We start from the raw sequence: 17,986 nt of genomic DNA on the forward strand, positions 1-17,986 counted from the left end.
GTGTCGACCTCCCGCCGCCTGCTCCTCGTCAACGGACCGAACCTGAACCTGCTCGGCATCCGGGAACCCGACGTCTACGGGCATGCGACCCTCGACGACGTCGTCGCCCTCGTCGAGCGGACGGCCGCGGAGTCCGGCTACGAGGTGCGGGCGGTGCAGAGCAACCACGAGGGCGTCCTCATCGACGCGATCCATGCGGCCCGCACGGACTGCGCGGGGATCGTCATCAACCCGGGCGGGTTGACACACACCTCCGTCGTGCTGCGCGACGCCCTCTCGGGGGTGGCGCTGCCCGTCGCCGAGGTCCACATCTCCGACGTCTCGGCGCGCGAGCCCTTCCGGCACCACTCCTACGTCGCCGACGTCGCCGTCGTCCACGTGGCCGGCCGAGGGGTCGCCGGGTACGCCGACGCGACCCGCGAACTGCTTTCGACCCTCGCGAGCTGACCGCTTTCCGGGGCGGATGCCGCGGCATCCCGTAGAATCGATCGTCGGCCGCATCGGCCCCGAACTCACCGAACGGAAAATCGCACTCTCATGGCATCCACTGCAGACATCAAGAACGGCGTCGTCCTGTCCATCGACGGACAGCTCTGGAACGTCGTCGAGTTCCAGCACGTGAAGCCCGGCAAGGGTGGCGCCTTCGTCCGCACGAAGCTCAAGAACGTCGTTTCCGGCAAGACCGTCGACCGCACGTACAACGCGGGCGCGAAGATCGAGATCGAGAACGTCGACCGCCGCGATTTCACCTACCTGTACAACGACGGCGACAGCTACGTCTTCATGGACGTCGCCGACTACGACCAGCTGAGCGTGACGGCCACCGTCGTCGGCGACGCCGCCAACTACCTGCTCGAGAACCAGCAGGTCCAGATCGCGCTCAACAACGGCAACCCGCTCTACGTCGAGATGCCGGCCTCCGTCGTCCTCGAGATCACCTACACCGAGCCGGGCCTGCAGGGCGACCGCTCGTCGGCCGGCACGAAGCCCGCCACGCTCGAGACCGGCTACGAGATCCAGGTCCCGCTGTTCGTCGAGCAGGGCACCAAGGTCAAGGTCGACACGCGTACCGGGGACTACCTCGGCCGCGTGAGCTGACCGCGCGATGAGCGCACGGAGCAAGGCGCGAAAGCGCGCCCTCGACATCCTGTACCAGGCCGACATCCGCGGTGACGACCTCGGTGTCACGCTCGCCGCAGAGGCGAAGCGCGCGGCGAACGAACCCGCCCGCGAAGCCTCCTGGCTCTACGCCCGCGAGATCGTCGACGGCGTCATCGATGCTCAGAGCGAGATCGACGAGCAGATCATCACGCACGCGCGTGACTGGAAGCTCGAGCGGATGCCGGCGGTCGACCGCGCGATCCTGCGAATGGGCGTCTGGGAGATCCTGCACAACGACCAGGTCCCGACCGCCGTCGCGATCGATGAGGCGGTGGAGCTCGCCAAGGAATTCTCCACCGACGACTCCGGCTCGTTCGTCCACGGCGTCCTCGCACGCATCGCGCGCTCCTGAGCCGGGGCCGGATCACCTGGCACATTCACCGACAGACGGCATCCCACCCACGACACGCGGCTTCGCGCCGAGTCTTGACCGGGATGCCGTTTCTCGTCGCCGGGGGAGTCCGCAAGGGCGAGCGGATGCCGCGCCTCACCGCCCGGCCCCGCTAGAGTGGTCTCGAACAAGCAACCTTTAACACCGTCCTGTGAGGCGGAGAAGGGAGCGGCGGATGACTTCGCGCATCGTCTTGCACGACGCTGACATCGCCCGCGCACTCACGCGCATCTCTCACGAGATCCTCGAGTCGAACAAGGGCCCCGACGGGCTCGTGCTCCTCGGGATCCCCACCCGCGGCGTCACCCTCGCCGAACGCATCGCCGAGCTCATCGCCTCGTTCACGGGCGTGACCGTCCCGGTCGGCTCGCTCGACGTCACGATGTACCGCGACGACCTGCACCGCAATCCCACGCGGACGCCGCGCCCGACCGAGATCCCGCCCGGCGGCATCGACGCGAAGACCGTGGTCCTCGTCGACGACGTCCTGTTCTCGGGCCGCTCCATCCGCGCCGCCCTGGACGCGCTGCAGGACATCGGACGGCCCGCCGTGGTGCGTCTTGCGATCCTCGTCGACCGGGGTCACCGCGAACTGCCCATCCGCCCGGACTTCGTCGGCAAGAACCTGCCGAGCTCGCGGGAGGAGCGCGTCAACGTGCGGCTGACCAACGTCGACGGTGCCGAGGAGGTGACGATCGCCTCATGAGACACCTCCTCGACACCCGCACCCTTGCGCGCGAGGACGCGCTCCGCATCCTCGACGTCGCCGAGGACATGCGCGACACGCAGTCCCGCGAAGTGAAGAAGCTGCCGACGCTGCGCGGTAAGACCGTCGTCAACCTCTTCTTCGAGGACTCGACCCGCACGCGCATCTCCTTCGAAGCGGCCGCGAAGCGGCTCTCGGCCGACGTCATCAACTTCTCGGCCAAGGGGTCCTCGGTCTCCAAGGGCGAGTCCCTTCAGGACACGGCGCAGACCCTGCAGGCGATGGGCGCCGACGCCGTCGTGATCCGCCACGGCGCGTCGGGCGCTCCGCACACGCTCGCGACGAGCGGTTGGATCTCCGCCGGGGTCCTGAACGCCGGAGACGGCACGCACGAGCACCCCACGCAAGCGCTGCTCGACGCCTTCACCATCCGCAAGCGTTTCTTCGGCGACGACAGCAGGGGCCGCGACCTCGCGGGGTTCCACGTCGCGATCGTCGGCGACATCCTGCACTCGCGCGTCGCACGGTCGAACGTCTGGCTGCTCACGACGCTCGGCGCGCGGGTCACCCTCGTCGCACCTCCGACGCTGGTCCCGCAGGACGTCTCGGCTTGGCCTGTGACGATCTCCTACGACCTCGACCAGGCGATCGCCTCGGCGCCGGACGCCGTCATGATGCTCCGCATCCAGCTGGAGCGGATGAACGCCGCCTATTTCCCCACTGAACGGGAGTATTCACGCCGTTGGGGATTGGATGCCGCGCGGATGGGATCTCTTCCGACCGCTAGCATTGTGATGCACCCCGGGCCCATGAACCGGGGTCTGGAGATCTCCGCCGACGCCGCCGATTCGCCACGATCGACTGTGCTCGAGCAGGTCGCGAACGGTGTCTCGGTCCGCATGGCGGCGCTCTACCTGCTCCTGGCGGGGGAGCGACCCACCACCCATCCACAGGAGGAGGCCCGATGAGCGAGAGCATCCTCATCCGCGGGGCGCGGATCGATGGCGGCGTCGCCGCGGACATCCTGATCACGGACGGCGTCATCGCCGAGCTCGGCACGGGTGTCAGCGCGAACGGCGCACGGACGGTGGACGCGGACGGCCTGATCGCGCTGCCCGGCCTGGTCGACCTGCACACCCACCTGCGCGAGCCCGGCTACGAGGCATCCGAGACGATCCTGTCGGGGTCGCGAGCGGCCGCCGCCGGCGGCTACACGACGGTGTTCGCCATGCCGAACACCTCTCCGGTCGCCGACACCGCCGGCGTCGTCGAGCAGGAGCTCGCCCTGGGCGAGGCCGCCGGCTACGCCCACGTCCAGCCGATCGGCGCCGTGACCGTCGGGCAGAAGGGCGAGCGACTCGCCGAGCTCGGTGCGATGGCCTCGTCGCGAGCACGGGTCCGCGTCTTCAGCGACGACGGCTTCTGCGTCTTCGACCCGCTCATCATGCGCCGGGCGCTGGAGTACGTGAAGTCCTTCGACGGCGTCGTCGCGCAGCACGCGCAGGATCCCCGCCTGACCGAGGGTGCCCAGATGAACGAGGGCACCGTGTCGGCCGAGCTCGGCCTCACGGGATGGCCGGCCGTCGCCGAGGAGTCGATCATCGCGCGCGATGTCCTCCTGGCCGAACATGTCGGATCGCGCCTGCACGTCTGCCACCTCTCAACCGCCGGCTCCGTCGACCTCATTCGGTGGGCGAAGAAGCGCGGCATCAACGTCACAGCCGAGGTCACGCCCCACCACCTGCTGCTGACCGAAGACCTCGTGCGCGGCTACGATCCGCGGTTCAAGGTGAACCCGCCGCTGCGGCGGGACGAGGACGTGCGCGCGGTCCGCGAGGGACTCGCCGACGGCACGATCGACATCGTCGCGACCGACCACGCCCCGCACCCCGCCGAGGCGAAGACCTGCGAATGGCAGGCGGCTGCCAACGGGATGGTCGGACTCGAGTCCGCCCTCCGCGTCGTGCACGCCGCGATGGTCGACACCGGCCTGCTCGAGTGGTCCGACGTCGTCCGCGTCATGTCCGCAGCCCCCGCCCGCATCGGCCGGCTCGCGGATGCCGGGACCCCGATCGCGGTCGGATCCCCGGCATCCCTCGCCCTCTACGACCCGGCGCCGGTCCGCGCGTTCAGCACGGACGACCTGCGGGGAGGCAGCGTGAACTCGCCCTACCTCGGGCGGGAACTGCCGGGCGAGGTCCGGGCGACGTTCTTCCGCGGCCGGCAGACCGTCGCCGATGGCGCGGTCGTCGCCGAGGTCGTCTCGTGACCCGCGAGGCTGCCGTCCTCGTCATGGCGGCGGTCGCCGTCCTGCTGATCGTGGTCGGACTGATCGCCTGGCGACGACGATCGAGGCGGGACGCGGGCCTGTCCGCCCCGGTCGGTGACGCCCCCGACGGCGCCGTCACGAGCCTCCGCTCGGAGGGCCTGTACGTCGCCACGACCCGTCACGGCGATCCGCTGGAGCGGCTCGCGATCCGCGGGCTCGCCTTCCGATCCCGCGTCGACGTCACCGTCACCGACACCGGCGTGGCGCTCGATCTGACCGGCCAGCCGCGGATCTTCCTCGCCGCGGACGCCCTCGTCGCGGTCGACCAGGCGACGGTCGCCATCGATCGCGTGGTCGAGCGCGACGGCCTCGTCCGTCTCGCGTGGACCACGCCCGAAGGCACGGTCGTCGACAGCTACCTCCGCCCGCAGGACCTCTCGGCACGATCGCTCAGCGACGCGATCAGCCGGGTCCTCCCCGCCACCTCTTCTCCCACCTCTCCCCAGCAGATTCCCGGAAGCGACGCATGAGCATTCAGAGATTCCAAGCTCCCGAACCCGCCGTCCTCGTCCTCGAGGACGGTTCCCGACACCCCGGACACGCCTACGGTGCCCGCGGCACCACCCTCGGCGAAGTCGTCTTCGCGACGGCGATGACCGGGTACCAGGAGACGATCACCGACCCGTCGTACGCGGGTCAGATCGTCCTGCAGACTGCACCCCACATCGGCAACACCGGCATGAACGGCGAGGACCACGAGTCCCGCCGCATCTGGGTCGCCGGCTACATCGTCCGCGACCCCTCGCGCATCGTGTCGAACTGGCGCGCCGACCACTCGCTCGAGGACGCCCTGGTCCGCGACGGCATCGTCGGCATCAGCGGCGTCGACACGCGTGCCGTGACCCGCGTGCTCCGCTCGGCCGGGTCCATGCGCGGCGGCGTCTTCTCGGGGGATGCCGCATCCCTGACCGATGACGAGCAACTGCGCATCGTGCGCGAGGCTCCCGAGATGAGCGGGCAGAACCTGTCCGCCGACGTCTCGGTGCCCGCCGCTGAGGTGACTCCCGCGGTGGGCGAGAAGATCGGCAACCTCGCGATCCTCGACCTCGGCGTCAAGCAGGCCACCGTGAACAACCTCGCCGCCCGCGGGTTCGAGGTCCACGTCCTGCCGCAGACGATCTCGTTCGCCGACATCCAGGCGGTCGACCCCGTCGCGGTCTTCTACTCGAACGGACCGGGGGACCCCGCGGCATCCGATCGTCACGTCGCGCTCCTGCGCGAGGTCCTCGACGCCCGCCTGCCGTTCTTCGGGATCTGTTTCGGCAACCAGCTGTTCGGTCGGGCCCTCGGGTTCGGCACCTACAAGCTGCCGTTCGGGCACCGCGGCATCAACCAGCCGGTCCTCGACAAGACCACGGGCCGGGTCGAGATCACCGCGCACAACCACGGGTTCGCCGTCGACGCGCCCCTCGAGGGCGTCATCGACAGCCCCCACGGCTACGGCCGCGTCGAGGTCAGCCACGTGGGCCTCAACGACAACGTGGTCGAGGGGCTCCGCGCCCTCGACCTCCCGGCGTTCAGCGTGCAGTACCACCCCGAGGCCGCCGCCGGCCCGCACGACGCCAACTACCTGTTCGACCGCTTCCGCGACCTCGTGGTCGCCACCCAGGAGACGAAGAATGCCTAAGCGCGACGACATCCAGAGCGTCCTCGTCATCGGATCCGGCCCGATCGTCATCGGTCAGGCCTGCGAGTTCGACTACTCCGGCACCCAGGCGTGCCGGGTCCTCCGCGAGGAGGGCGTGCGCGTCATCCTCGTGAACTCGAACCCCGCCACGATCATGACCGACCCCGACTTCGCCGACGCGACCTACGTCGAGCCGATCACCCCCGAGGTGATCGAGACGATCATCGCGAAGGAGAAGCCCGACGCGATCCTCCCGACCCTCGGCGGCCAGACCGCGCTGAACGCCGCCATGGCGCTTCACGACCGCGGCATCCTCGAGAAGTACGGCGTCGAGCTGATCGGCGCGAAGGTCGAGGCCATCCGCAAGGGCGAGGACCGCCAGGTCTTCAAGGAGCTGGTGCTCGAGTGCGGCGCCGACGTCGCCCGCAGTGTCATCGCGCACACGATGGACGACCTGCTCGCCGGTGCGGCGGAGCTCGGCTACCCGCTCGTCGTCCGCCCCTCCTTCACGATGGGCGGCCTCGGATCCGGCTTCGCGTACAACGAGGAGGACCTCCGCCGCATCGGCGGCGCGGGCCTGCGCGACTCGCCCACGACCGAGGTGCTCCTCGAGGAGTCGATCCTCGGATGGAAGGAGTACGAGCTCGAGCTCATGCGCGACACCGCCGACAACACGGTCGTCGTCTGTTCGATCGAGAACGTCGACCCCGTCGGAGTGCACACGGGCGACTCGATCACGGTCGCGCCGGCGCTGACCCTGACGGACCGCGAGTACCAGAAGCTGCGCGACATCGGCATCGACATCATCCGCGCCGTCGGCGTCGACACCGGTGGCTGCAACATCCAGTTCGCCGTCGACCCGGCGACCGGCCGCATCATCGTCATCGAGATGAACCCGCGCGTCTCGCGCTCGTCGGCCCTCGCCTCGAAGGCGACCGGTTTCCCGATCGCGAAGCTCGCCGCGAAGCTCGCCATCGGGTACCGGCTCGACGAGGTGCCCAACGACATCACGAAGGCGACGCCGGCGAGCTTTGAGCCGACACTCGACTACGTCGTGGTGAAGGTGCCCCGCTTCAACTTCGAGAAGTTCCCCGCCGCCGACACGACGCTCACGACCACCATGAAGTCGGTCGGTGAGGCCATGGCGATCGGCCGCAATTACACGACCGCCCTCCAGAAGGCGCTCCGCTCGCTCGAGAAGCGCGGCTCCAGCTTCCACTGGGGGCCCGAGGAGCGCTCGATGGAGGAGCTCCTCGAGATCTCGAAGACGCCCACCGACGGTCGCATCGTCGTGCTGCAGCAGGCGCTCCGCAAGGGCGCCACCCTCGAGCAGGCGTTCGACGCCACCGCGATCGACCCCTGGTTCCTCGACCAGATGATCCTCATCAACGAGGTCGCCGAGTACATCCGCGAGACGGACGATCTGACCGAGGACGTCCTGCGCCTCGCGAAGGACCACGGCTTCAGCGACGCGCAGATCGCGGAGCTCCGCGGCCTCGGCGAGGCGGACGTGCGCGGCATCCGTCACGGCTTCGGCCTCCGCCCCGTCTACAAGACGGTCGACACGTGCGCGGGGGAGTTCCCCGCGCTGACGCCGTACCACTACTCCTCGTACGACCGCGAGACCGAGGTCACCCCCAGTGAAGGACGCAAGGTCGTCATCATTGGGTCGGGTCCCAACCGCATCGGGCAGGGCGTCGAGTTCGACTACTCGTGCGTCCACGCGTCGTTCGCGCTGTCGGATGCCGGTTTCGAGACCATCATGGTCAACTGCAATCCGGAGACGGTCTCGACCGACTACGACACCAGCGACCGGCTGTACTTCGAGCCGCTGACGCTCGAGGACGTCCTCGAGGTGCTCCACGCGGAGGCGCAGTCCGGCGAGATCGTCGGCGTCGTCTGCCAGCTCGGCGGTCAGACGCCGCTCGGGCTCGCGAAGGGGATCGAGGCCGCCGGCTACACGATCCTCGGCACGAAGCCCGCCGCGATCGACATCGCCGAGGAGCGCGAGCTCTTCTCGCAGCTGCTCGACCGCGCGGGCCTCACCGCCCCGCGCCACGGCACCGCGACCGACGAGGCGGGTGCCATCGCGATCGCGGAGGAGATCGGCTACCCCGTGCTCGTGCGTCCGAGCTTCGTGCTCGGCGGCCGCGGCATGGAGATCGTCTACGACACCGAGAGCCTGCGCGACTACTTCGTACGCATCGCCGACCAGGCGATCATCCGCGACGACGCCCCGCTTCTCGTGGACCGCTTCTTGGACGACGCGGTGGAGATCGATGTCGACGCGCTCTTCGACGGCGAGCAGCTCTACATCGGCGGCGTCATGGAGCACCTCGAAGAGGCCGGCATCCACTCCGGTGACTCGTCGTGCACCCTGCCGCCCATGTCGCTCGGGCGCGGTGAGATCGATCGCGTACGCATCGCGACGCACGCCATCGCCGAGGGCGTCGGCGTCCGCGGGCTCCTGAACGTCCAGTTCGCCGTGTCGGCGGGCGTGCTCTACGTCATCGAGGCCAACCCGCGCGCCTCGCGCACGGTCCCGTTCGTGTCGAAGGCTCTCGGTATCCCGATGGCCAAGGCGGCGAGCCGCATCATGGCCGGATCGTCGATCGCAGAGTTGATCGCGGAGGGTCTCCTCCCCGAACAGGACGGCTCGCGGGTGCCGCTCGACGCCCCCGTCGCCGTCAAGGAGGCCGTCCTCCCGTTCAAGCGGTTCCGGACCGCGGACGGTCGCACCGTCGACTCGGTCCTCGGACCCGAGATGCGCTCCACCGGTGAGGTCATGGGCATCGACCGCGACTTCCCGACGGCGTTCGCGAAGAGCCAGGCCGCAGCCTACGGCGGGATGCCGACCTCGGGAACCGTCTTCCTCTCGGTCGCCGACGACGACAAGCGCGCCGTCATCCTGCCGGCGCATCGGCTACAGGAGCTCGGCTACACCCTCATCGCGACGGAGGGCACGGCGGAGATCCTGGCTCGCAACGGCATCACGGTGAAGGTGGTCTCCAAGTACTCCGAGACGCAGGCCTCGGGCGAGCAGAACGTCGTCGATCTGATCAACGCGGGTGAGATCGACATCGTCGTGAACACCCCGTCGGGCGGCATCGCCCGTGCGGACGGGTACGAGATCCGCGCCGCCGCGGTGGCCGCGGACAAGGCGCTGTTCACCACGATGGCCGTCCTCGGCGCCGCCGTCTCGGCGATGCCGGTCCTCCGCGAGGGCTTCGCCGTCCGGAGCCTGCAGGAGTACGCCGCCGACCGGAAGGCGTCGGTGTGACCTCATTCGGTTCGCGGCTGGCCGCGGCGGTCGACGCCCGCGGTCCGCTGTGCGTCGGCATCGACCCCCACGCGTCGCTCCTCGACGCGTGGGGGCTCCCGGCATCCGCTGCGGGTGTCCGCGACTTCGGCCTGCGCGTGGTGGATGCCGCGCGCACCCGCGTCGGCGTGGTCAAGCCGCAGGTGGCGTTCTTCGAGCGCTACGGGGCCGCCGGGTACGCCGCGCTCGAAGAGGTCATCGGGACGGCCCGCGCGGCGGGCCTCGTCGTGATCGCCGACGCCAAGCGCGGCGACATCGGGACGACCATGGACGGCTACGCCGAGGCGTGGCTCTCAGCGGGATCGCCCCTGGAGTCCGATGCCGTGACCGTGAGCCCCTACCTCGGACCGGACTCGCTCCGCGGCACCATCGCGACCGCCGTCCGCGAGGGCAAGGGCGTCTACGTCCTCGCCGCGACGAGCAACCCCGAGGCCGCCGGCCTGCAGTCCGCCGAGCTCACGACCGTCGACGCCGAGCGCGGTCAGACGGTCGCGGACTGGGTCGCGCAACGCGCCGGTTCGGCGAATTCGTCCGCTGTGGTCGCAGGCGACCGTTTCGGCCCGGTCGGCTTCGTCGTCGGGGCTACAGTGGAGCGCGCCGATCTGGGACTGACGGATGCCTCGTTGCACCGCGCGTCCCTCCTCGCCCCCGGTTTCGGAGCGCAGGGTGCCCGCCTTCGCGACATCTCCGAGCGCTTCGGGTCCCTGGCCCCCCAGGTCCTCGCCAGCGCCAGCCGCAGCATCCTCGGCGCCGGTCCCGACGGGATCGCCGCCGCCATCGACACCCACAACTCCGAACTCCAGGACGCCCGACATGCCTGACTCCCGCACACCCCCCGAGGTCGACCGCGCCGCCGCGTCCCGTCGCGCCGTCGCCGCGCGCCGTGAACGTGCCGCGCTCAAGCGCGACGTGTCGACGCGCGTCATCAGCCCGCAGGACCTGCTGCGCCACGCGTGGGCGGAGCCGCAGTCGGCCGCCGCGGCGATGCGCGTGACCGAGTTCCTCACCGCGATCCCCGCGATCGGCGAGGGCAAGCGCGACCGCATCCTGGCCGATCTGCAGATCGCTCCGGTCAAGAAGATCGGGGGCCTCGGCATCCGTCAGCGCCAGGTGCTGCAGGACTACCTCGACCGTCGCCTCCCCGAGCCGCGCGCTCGTGACGCACGGAGCCGTCTGATCGTCCTCGCCGGCCCCACCGCAGTGGGGAAGGGGACGGTCGCCGCCCACATCAAGGAGCACCACCCCGAGATCCTGCTGTCGGTCTCGGCGACCACGCGACCGCCGCGACCGGGCGAGGTCGAAGGCGAGCACTACTTCTTCGTCGACGACGCCGAGTTCGACCGGATGGTCGAGGCGGGCGACCTCCTCGAGTATGCGACGGTGCACAATGCCTACCGCTACGGCACGCCGCGTCGCCCGATCGACGCCGCCCTCGCCGAGGGACGGACGGTCCTCCTCGAGATCGATCTGCAGGGCGCCCGCCAGGTGCGCGCCGCCGCTCCTGACGCGACGCTGGTCTTCCTTCTCCCGCCCAGCTGGGACGAGCTGGTGAACCGGCTCGTCGGGCGGGGGACCGAGGGCGAGGAGGAGCGTGCGCGCCGTCTGAAGACCGCGCGCGTCGAGCTCGCCTCGCAGGGCGAGTTCGACTACCGCGTGGTGAACGACGACGTCGCGCGTGCCGCGGCGGAGATCGCCCGACTCGCACGCTGACCCCGGGGGACGGCTCCCGCCACGGCTTCGTTTCACACCGTTACGACGCGATGCGGTCGATCCGACACCTTCCGGAAGGCTGGGGGCATGTCCGCCGTCCTCACCGCCTCCGACGCCGTCCGACGCGCCGCCGCCCCGCGCGGCGCCGTGTCGCTGTCGGGTGTCCGCCGAACGTTCGCGGGCGCGGCGGGACCGGTGCCCGTCCTCCGTGGCGTCGATCTCGACATCGAGCCCGGTGAGATCATCGCGGTCGTGGGGCCCTCGGGATGCGGGAAGTCGACGCTGCTCCGGCTCCTCGCGGGGCTCGACGCCCCGTCCGCCGGGTCGGTGACCGTCGACGGTACGCCGCTCCGCGACACCGACGCGCGCACTGCCGTTGCCTTCCAGGAGCCGCGCCTGCTGCCGTGGCGCACCCTCACGCAGAACGTCGAGATCGGGATGCCGCGCGGCACCGCGCGCCCCGACGTGTCGGCGCGCGTCGCGGAGCTGCTCGAGCTCGTCGGGCTCACCGGTGCCGCGTCACTCCGGCCGCGTGAGGTGTCGGGCGGCATGGCGCAGCGGGCGTCGCTCGCGCGCGCCCTCGCCCGCGGTCCCGAGGTGCTGTTGCTCGACGAGCCGTTCGGAGCACTCGACGCGCTCACGCGGCTCCGCATGCAGGACCTGCTCCTCGACATCCATTCCGCCGAACCCACGACTGTCGTCCTCGTGACGCACGACGTGGAGGAGGCCCTGTATCTGGCAGATCGCGTGCTCCAGCTGCGCGCGATCGATGCCGATTCCGAGGATTCCTCGATCGCCCGTGTGATCGAGGTCCCCGGCATCCGTCCCCGTGACCGCGCAGATCGCGGCTTCACGGACCTCCGCGCCGAGCTCCTCGACGGACTCGGCGTCGACACCCACCGCTCAACCCCTCAGGAGACCCGATGAGCACCGTCATCCGCCGCACCGTTCCCGCCCTCGCCGTGGGTGCTGTGGTGATGCTCATGGCCACGGGCTGCCTCGCGGGCGAGAACGCGAGCTCGTCCTCCAATGGCGCGAGCGCCGGATCGTGGTCGACCGACACCCTCTCGATCGACTTCGCGACTTACAACCCGCTCAGCCTCGTCGTGAAGGACCAGGGGCTCATCGAGAAGGCTCTCGGTGACGACGTCGACGTCGAGTGGACCCAGTCCGCCGGGTCGAACAAGGCGAACGAACTCCTCCGCGCCGGCGCCCTCGACGTCGGTTCGACGGCCGGTTCGGCCGCGCTCCTCGCTCGGGCGAACGGTTCGCCGATCAAAGTCATCGATGTGTACTCGCAGCCTGAGTGGTCGGCCATCGTCGTCGGCCCCGACAGCGACATCACGTCGGTCGCCGATCTCAAGGGCAAGAAGGTCGCCGCGACGAGCGGAACCGACCCGTACTTCTTCCTCCTGCAGGCGCTCGAGACCGAGGGACTGAGCGTCAAGGACGTCGACGTGCAGAACCTGCAGCACGCGGACGGGCGCGCCGCCCTCGACGGCGGCTCCGTCGACGCGTGGGCGGGCCTCGACCCGATCATGGCGGCCGCAGAGGTCGAGTCCGGCGACAAGCTCATCTATCGGAACGTCGACTTCAACTCCTACGGCTTCCTCAACGCGACCGAGGATTTCCTCACCGACCACAAGGACGTCGCGCAGGTCGTCGTGGACGCCTACGAAGAGGCGCGCACCTGGGCGCTGGCGCACCCCGACGAGACCGCGTCGCTGCTCGCGAAGGTGGCCGGGATCGACCCGAAGGTCGCGACGACCGTCATCGGCGAGCGCTCGAACCTCGACGTCAGCGGCGTCCCCGGTGAGGCTCAGCTCGCCGTCCTGAAGAAGATCGCGCCCGTCCTCGTCGACTCCGACGCCGTGACCGGCGGGCAGGATGCCGTCGACAAGGCACTCGACACGATCATCGAGCCGTCCTTCGCCGAGAAGGCGGCGGGCTGACGATGACGGCATCCGTCGACACGACCGCCACCGCCGCAGCGCCTTCGGGCGTCGCGGCGGTGCGGCCGTTCTGGTCCCGGACGAGCGTCCGCATCATCGGAGGTCTCGTCGTCCCCCTCGCCGTCCTCGCGCTCTGGCAGGCGGTGACGGGCTTGGGTCTCATCCCGACCTACCGGCTTCCGGCTCCGGTCGACGTCGTGGTCGCGGCGATCCAGCTCGCCGAGGGCGGCGCGCTGTGGACCCACGTCGCGATCTCGGTGCAGCGCGTCGTTCTCGGGTTCGTGTTCGGATCGCTCGTCGGACTGGCGGTCGCGGCCATCGTTGGGCTGACGCGCTCCGGCGACGTGCTGCTGAGCCCGATCCTTGCCGCTTTCCGCGCGATCCCCTCCCTTGCGCTCGTTCCGCTCCTCCTGCTTTGGATGGGGATCGGCGAGGACTCGAAGGTCACTCTCGTCGCCATCGGCGCGTTCTTCCCGATGTTCACGACGGTTGCGGGCGCTCTGCGGCACGTCGATCCGCACCTCGTCGAGATGGGACGCTCCTTCGGCCTCCGCGGCTGGGATCTGTTCCGGTCGGTCCAGCTCCCCGCGACCGTTCCTGCCCTGATCTCGGGGCTGCGCCTCGCGCTCGCACAGGCCTGGCTCTTCCTGGTCGCCGCCGAACTCCTCGCGGCGTCGATGGGACTCGGGTTCCTCCTCACCGACGCGCAGAGCACCGGCCGCGTGGATCGCATCTTCCTCGCGATCGTCATCCTGGCGGCACTAGGGACCCTGTCGAACGCGCTCGTGACCCTGCTGCAGCGCCGTCTGCTGAGGAGATGGGCATGACGGGTCACTCCGCCGAAGAGCTCCGCCTCGTCGAGACGCGCGCGTACCCTGCCCCGTCGGCCTTCGCCGCGCAGGCGAACGTGTCACAGGGTGCTTACGCGGATGCCGCGGCCGATCCGATCGCGTTCTGGGAGGACGCCGCCCGGCGGCTCGACTGGCAGACGCCGTGGCACACCGCCCTCGATTGGCGCCCTCCCGTCCGTTCCGCGGAAGGCGACCTGTCGATCCCTGTCGCCCGATGGTTCGACGGCGGCACCCTGAACGTCGCGGCGAACTGCGTCGACCGTCACGTCGAGGCCGGGCACGGCGAGAAGGTGGCCCTGTACTTCGAAGGCGAGCCGGGCGACCGCACCGCGGTCACCTACGCCGACCTCCGGCGCCGGGTGTCGCAGGCCGCGAACGCGCTCATCGCCCTCGGCATCCAGCCCGGCGACCGCGTCGTCGTCTACCTGCCGGTCCTCGTCGAGACCGTCGTCATCGCGCTCGCCTGCGCCCGCATCGGTGCGGTGCATTCGCTCGTGTTCGGCGGGTTCTCGGCCGAGGCCGTCCGGTTCCGCCTCGAGGACACCGGCGCGAAGCTGCTGGTGACGAGCGACGGTCAGTTCCGACGCGGGGGAGCGGTCGAGGTCAAGTCCGCCGCCGACACCGCCGCCGCAGGCCTGCCCGCGCTCGAGCACGTGCTCGTCGTCCGACGCACCGGCAGCGACGTGCCCTGGACGCCCGGCCGCGACGTCTGGTGGCACGACGTCGTCGACACGGCATCGCCCGTCCACGAGGCGACGCCGTTCGATGCGGAGCATCCGCTCTTCATCATCTACACGTCGGGCACGACCGGAAAGCCGAAAGGCCTCGTCCACACCACGGGCGGGTACCTCGCGCACGCGAGCTGGGCCCACTGGGCGCACTTCGACGCGAAGCCCGACGACGTCCACTGGTGCACCGCCGACCTCGCGTGGGTGACGGCCCACACCTACGAGATCTACGGGCCGCTGTCGAACGGCCTCACGCAGGTCATCTACGAGGGCACCCCCGACGCACCTCACCGGGAGCGCCACCTCGAGATCATCGAGCGGTACGGCGTGACGGTGTACTACACGGCGCCCACCCTCATCCGCACCTTCATGACCTGGTTCGGCGACGACCTCCCCGAGGGCCACGACCTGTCGAGCATCCGCCTCCTCGGCACCGTCGGCGAGGCGATCAACCCCGCCGCGTGGGCGTGGTTCCGCCGCGCCTTCGGACGCGACGAGGTCCCCGTGGTCGACACGTGGTGGCAGTCCGAGACCGGCGCCGCCATGATCGCCCCGCTCCCGGGAGTCACGACGCTGAAGCCGGGCTCGGCGAGCGTGCCGCTCCCGGGGATCGACGCCGCCGTGGTCGACACGGACGGTCGCGAGGTCGAGCCGGGCCGATCGGGCACCCTCGTCGTGCGTCGTCCCTGGCCCGGGATGGCGCGGACCGTCTGGGGGAACCCCGAACGCTATCGCGACTCCTACTGGTCGACCTATGCCGGCCACGGCGAGCACGGTGGGTACTACGTCGCCGGCGACGGCGCGACCCGCGACGCCGACGGCCACATCTGGATCCTCGGCCGCCTCGACGACGTCGTGAACGTCTCGGGCCACCGGCTGTCGACGATCGAGATCGAATCGGCGCTCGTCGCGCACGCCTCCGTAGGAGAGGCCGGAACCACCGGCGTCGTCGACCCGATCACCGGTCACGCCGTCGCCGCGTTCGTCGTCCCGTCCGGGGCGGGGCAGCCGGATGCCGCTGCCCTCCGCGCGCACGTCGCCCGCGAGATCGGCCCGGTCGCCAAGCCCCGTCATGTGGTCGTCGTCCCCGACCTCCCCAAGACCCGCTCCGGCAAGATCCTCCGCCGCCTCCTCGCCCAGCTGTGGGAGGCCGAGCAGGACCGCCGCGCCGGACGTGAACCCGCGCCCCTCGGCGACACCACGTCGCTGCAGAACCCCGACGCCGTCGACCGCATCGCCGCCGCGCTGGCCGCGGCGTGACCTTCGGCACCCATCCGCCAGAGAGAGAACATGACTGACGAACACCGCTTCGGCTTCCGCACGCGCGCACTGCACGCGGGAGGAACACCGGATGCCGCGACCGGCGCCCGCGCCGTGCCGATCTACCAGACCTCCTCCTTCGTCTTCGACGACGCGACGGATGCCGCGAACCTGTTCGCGCTGCAGAAGTACGGCAACATCTACTCGCGCATCGGCAACCCGACGGTCGCTGCACTCGAGGAGCGCCTCGCGTCCCTCGAGGGCGGCATCGGCGCAGTGGCGACCGCCTCCGGGATGAGCGCCGAGTTCATCACCTTCGCCGCGCTCGTCGGTGTCGGCGACCACGTCGTCGCGTCGGCGCAGCTCTACGGCGGCACGGTCACGCAGCTCGACGTGACGCTCCGCCGTTTCGGCGTCGACACGACCTTCGTCGCCTCGAGCGACCCGGCGGACTACGCGGCGGCGATCCGCCCCGAGACGAAGGTGCTCTACGTCGAGACGATCGGCAACCCGTCGGGGGAGATCGCCGACATCGAGGGCCTCGCCGAGGTCGCACACGCGGCCGGCATCCCGCTCGTCGTCGATTCGACCCTCGCGACCCCCTACCTCGCGCGCCCGCTCGAGCACGGCGCGGACATCGTCATCCACTCCGTGACCAAGTTCCTCGGCGGACACGGCACGACCCTCGGCGGCGTCGTGATCGAGAAGGGGACGTTCGACTGGGGGAACGGCAAGTTCCCGCAGATGACCGAGCCGGTCGCCTCGTACGGCGGCATCAAGTGGTGGGACAACTTCGGCGAGTACGGCTTCCTGACCAAGCTCCGGAGCGAGCAGCTCCGCGACATCGGTGCGGCTCTCAGCCCGCACTCCGCCTTCCTGCTGCTGCAGGGCATCGAGACCCTGCCGCAGCGGATCGACGCGCACGGCGCGAACGCGCGGATCGTCGCCGAGTGGCTCGCCTCAGACCCCCGGGTCTCGTTCGTCACGTGGGCGGGGCTGCCGGATCACCCCCACCGCGAACGGGCCGAGAAGTACCTCCCGCTCGGGCCGGGATCGGTCTTCGCGTTCGGCGTGAAGGCCGGCGACGATGCCGCGAACGAGGACGACCGCGTCGCCGCGGGTCGCCGGGCGGGGGAGGCGGTCATCGACGCGCTCCAGCTCGCCTCGCACCTCGCCAACATCGGCGACGCCCGGACGCTCGTCATCCACCCCGCCTCGACGACGCACCAGCAGCTCAGCGCGGATCAGCTCGTCGCCGCCGGGGTGCCGGCCGACCTCATCCGCATCTCGGTCGGTCTCGAAGACCCCGAGGACATCGTGTGGGACCTCGATCAGGCCCTCACCGCCGCGACAGGAGTCTCCCTATGACCGATCCGAACGCCTGCGCCCTTCCGACCCCGCCGGCACCGGCCGACGGCGTCGCCTGCGCGCTGCCCGGCGCGCCGGCGGCGGCGAACGATGTGCGGACGTGGCCCGCCGCCGGCCCTCAGGAGAGGTTCGAGATCCTGCGCCGGGCGAAGACGATCGCGATCGTGGGTGCCTCCGACAACCCGGCGCGCGCGAGCTACTTCGTCGCCACCTACCTGAGTGGAAGCTCGCCGTACGACGTCTATTACGTCAACCCGCGGGCGAGCGAGATCCTCGGGAGGCCCGCCTACGCGTCGCTCGCCGACCTGCCCGTCGTCCCCGACATCGTCGACGTCTTCCGCAAGCACGACGACCTGCCCGGCGTCGCGCAGGAGGCGGTGGATGCCGGTGCCTCGACGCTCTGGCTGCAACTCGGCTCGTGGCACGAGGGCGCCGCGAAGATCGCCGCCGACGCGGGTCTGTCGGTCGTCATGGACCGGTGCGTCAAGATCGAGCACGCCCGCTTCCACGGTGGTCTGCACCTGGCGGGCTTCGACACCGGGGTCCTCAGCTCGAAGCGGCAGCTTCTCAGCCGGTGAGCCGGG

General features: G+C 70.4%; 17 protein-coding genes. All 17 read left to right on the forward strand.

Going from position 1 to position 17,986, the window contains the following annotated elements; genetic code table 11:
• The 17 genes from aroQ (at position 1) to BLR68_RS12675 (ending at position 17,980) form a co-directional block, all read left to right on the forward strand.
• Positions 1-447, forward strand: coding sequence for a type II 3-dehydroquinate dehydratase (gene aroQ / locus BLR68_RS12595; protein ID WP_018186741.1), 447 nt, complete (start codon positions 1-3; stop codon positions 445-447).
• 90 nt (positions 448-537) lie between these two features.
• On the forward strand, positions 538-1,098 hold the full coding sequence (gene efp / locus BLR68_RS12600; RefSeq protein ID WP_018186742.1) for an elongation factor P: 561 nt from the start codon (positions 538-540) through the stop codon (positions 1,096-1,098).
• 7 nt (positions 1,099-1,105) lie between these two features.
• The gene (nusB, locus tag BLR68_RS12605) at positions 1,106-1,513 is read left to right on the forward strand and encodes a transcription antitermination factor NusB (RefSeq protein ID WP_018186743.1); all 408 of its coding nucleotides are present in this window, start codon (positions 1,106-1,108) and stop codon (positions 1,511-1,513) included.
• Between the two features lie 214 nt (positions 1,514-1,727).
• The gene (pyrR, locus tag BLR68_RS12610; RefSeq protein ID WP_018186744.1) at positions 1,728-2,258 is read left to right on the forward strand and encodes a bifunctional pyr operon transcriptional regulator/uracil phosphoribosyltransferase PyrR; all 531 of its coding nucleotides are present in this window, start codon (positions 1,728-1,730) and stop codon (positions 2,256-2,258) included.
• Positions 2,255-3,226, forward strand: a complete 972-nt coding sequence (locus BLR68_RS12615; RefSeq protein WP_018186745.1) for an aspartate carbamoyltransferase catalytic subunit — start codon at positions 2,255-2,257, stop codon at positions 3,224-3,226. Before pyrR ends, BLR68_RS12615 begins: the two co-directional genes overlap by 4 nt.
• Complete coding sequence (locus BLR68_RS12620) at positions 3,223-4,527, forward strand: dihydroorotase (protein ID WP_018186746.1); 1,305 nt, start codon at positions 3,223-3,225, stop codon at positions 4,525-4,527. The genes BLR68_RS12615 and BLR68_RS12620 overlap by 4 nt, the downstream gene beginning before the upstream one ends.
• Entirely contained in the window at positions 4,524-5,057 is a 534-nt protein-coding gene (locus BLR68_RS12625; protein ID WP_018186747.1) for a PH-like domain-containing protein, read from the forward strand. Before BLR68_RS12620 ends, BLR68_RS12625 begins: the two co-directional genes overlap by 4 nt.
• Positions 5,054-6,214: a glutamine-hydrolyzing carbamoyl-phosphate synthase small subunit gene (gene carA / locus BLR68_RS12630; protein WP_018186748.1), complete on the forward strand. Its 1,161-nt coding sequence runs from the start codon at positions 5,054-5,056 to the stop codon at positions 6,212-6,214. The genes BLR68_RS12625 and carA overlap by 4 nt, the downstream gene beginning before the upstream one ends.
• Positions 6,207-9,494 carry a carbamoyl-phosphate synthase large subunit gene (gene carB, locus BLR68_RS12635; protein WP_018186749.1) on the forward strand — a complete coding sequence of 1,096 codons (3,288 nt, stop codon included), beginning with the start codon at positions 6,207-6,209 and terminating at the stop codon, positions 9,492-9,494. Before carA ends, carB begins: the two co-directional genes overlap by 8 nt.
• Positions 9,491-10,354, forward strand: coding sequence for an orotidine-5'-phosphate decarboxylase (gene pyrF, locus BLR68_RS12640; RefSeq protein WP_018186750.1), 864 nt, complete (start codon positions 9,491-9,493; stop codon positions 10,352-10,354). Before carB ends, pyrF begins: the two co-directional genes overlap by 4 nt.
• Complete coding sequence (gene gmk / locus BLR68_RS12645; RefSeq protein ID WP_018186751.1) at positions 10,347-11,243, forward strand: guanylate kinase; 897 nt, start codon at positions 10,347-10,349, stop codon at positions 11,241-11,243. The genes pyrF and gmk overlap by 8 nt, the downstream gene beginning before the upstream one ends.
• Before the next feature lie 87 nt (positions 11,244-11,330).
• Positions 11,331-12,170, forward strand: a complete 840-nt coding sequence (locus BLR68_RS12650; RefSeq protein ID WP_018186752.1) for an ABC transporter ATP-binding protein — start codon at positions 11,331-11,333, stop codon at positions 12,168-12,170.
• Positions 12,167-13,195, forward strand: coding sequence for an aliphatic sulfonate ABC transporter substrate-binding protein (locus BLR68_RS12655; RefSeq protein WP_018186753.1), 1,029 nt, complete (start codon positions 12,167-12,169; stop codon positions 13,193-13,195). The genes BLR68_RS12650 and BLR68_RS12655 overlap by 4 nt, the downstream gene beginning before the upstream one ends.
• A gap of 2 nt (positions 13,196-13,197) precedes the next feature.
• Entirely contained in the window at positions 13,198-14,022 is an 825-nt protein-coding gene (locus tag BLR68_RS12660) for an ABC transporter permease (protein ID WP_018186754.1), read from the forward strand.
• The gene (acs, locus tag BLR68_RS12665) at positions 14,019-16,034 is read left to right on the forward strand and encodes an acetate--CoA ligase (RefSeq protein WP_018186755.1); all 2,016 of its coding nucleotides are present in this window, start codon (positions 14,019-14,021) and stop codon (positions 16,032-16,034) included. Before BLR68_RS12660 ends, acs begins: the two co-directional genes overlap by 4 nt.
• Positions 16,035-16,064: 30 nt before the next feature.
• Positions 16,065-17,402, forward strand: a complete 1,338-nt coding sequence (locus BLR68_RS12670; RefSeq protein ID WP_018186756.1) for an O-acetylhomoserine aminocarboxypropyltransferase/cysteine synthase family protein — start codon at positions 16,065-16,067, stop codon at positions 17,400-17,402.
• Positions 17,399-17,980 carry a CoA-binding protein gene (locus BLR68_RS12675; protein ID WP_018186757.1) on the forward strand — a complete coding sequence of 194 codons (582 nt, stop codon included), beginning with the start codon at positions 17,399-17,401 and terminating at the stop codon, positions 17,978-17,980. Before BLR68_RS12670 ends, BLR68_RS12675 begins: the two co-directional genes overlap by 4 nt.
• The last annotated feature ends 6 nt before the right edge of the window (positions 17,981-17,986 follow it).

The organism is Microbacterium sp. 77mftsu3.1, from assembly GCF_900100525.1.
Classification (GTDB): Bacteria; Actinomycetota; Actinomycetes; order Actinomycetales; family Microbacteriaceae; genus Microbacterium; species Microbacterium aquilitoris.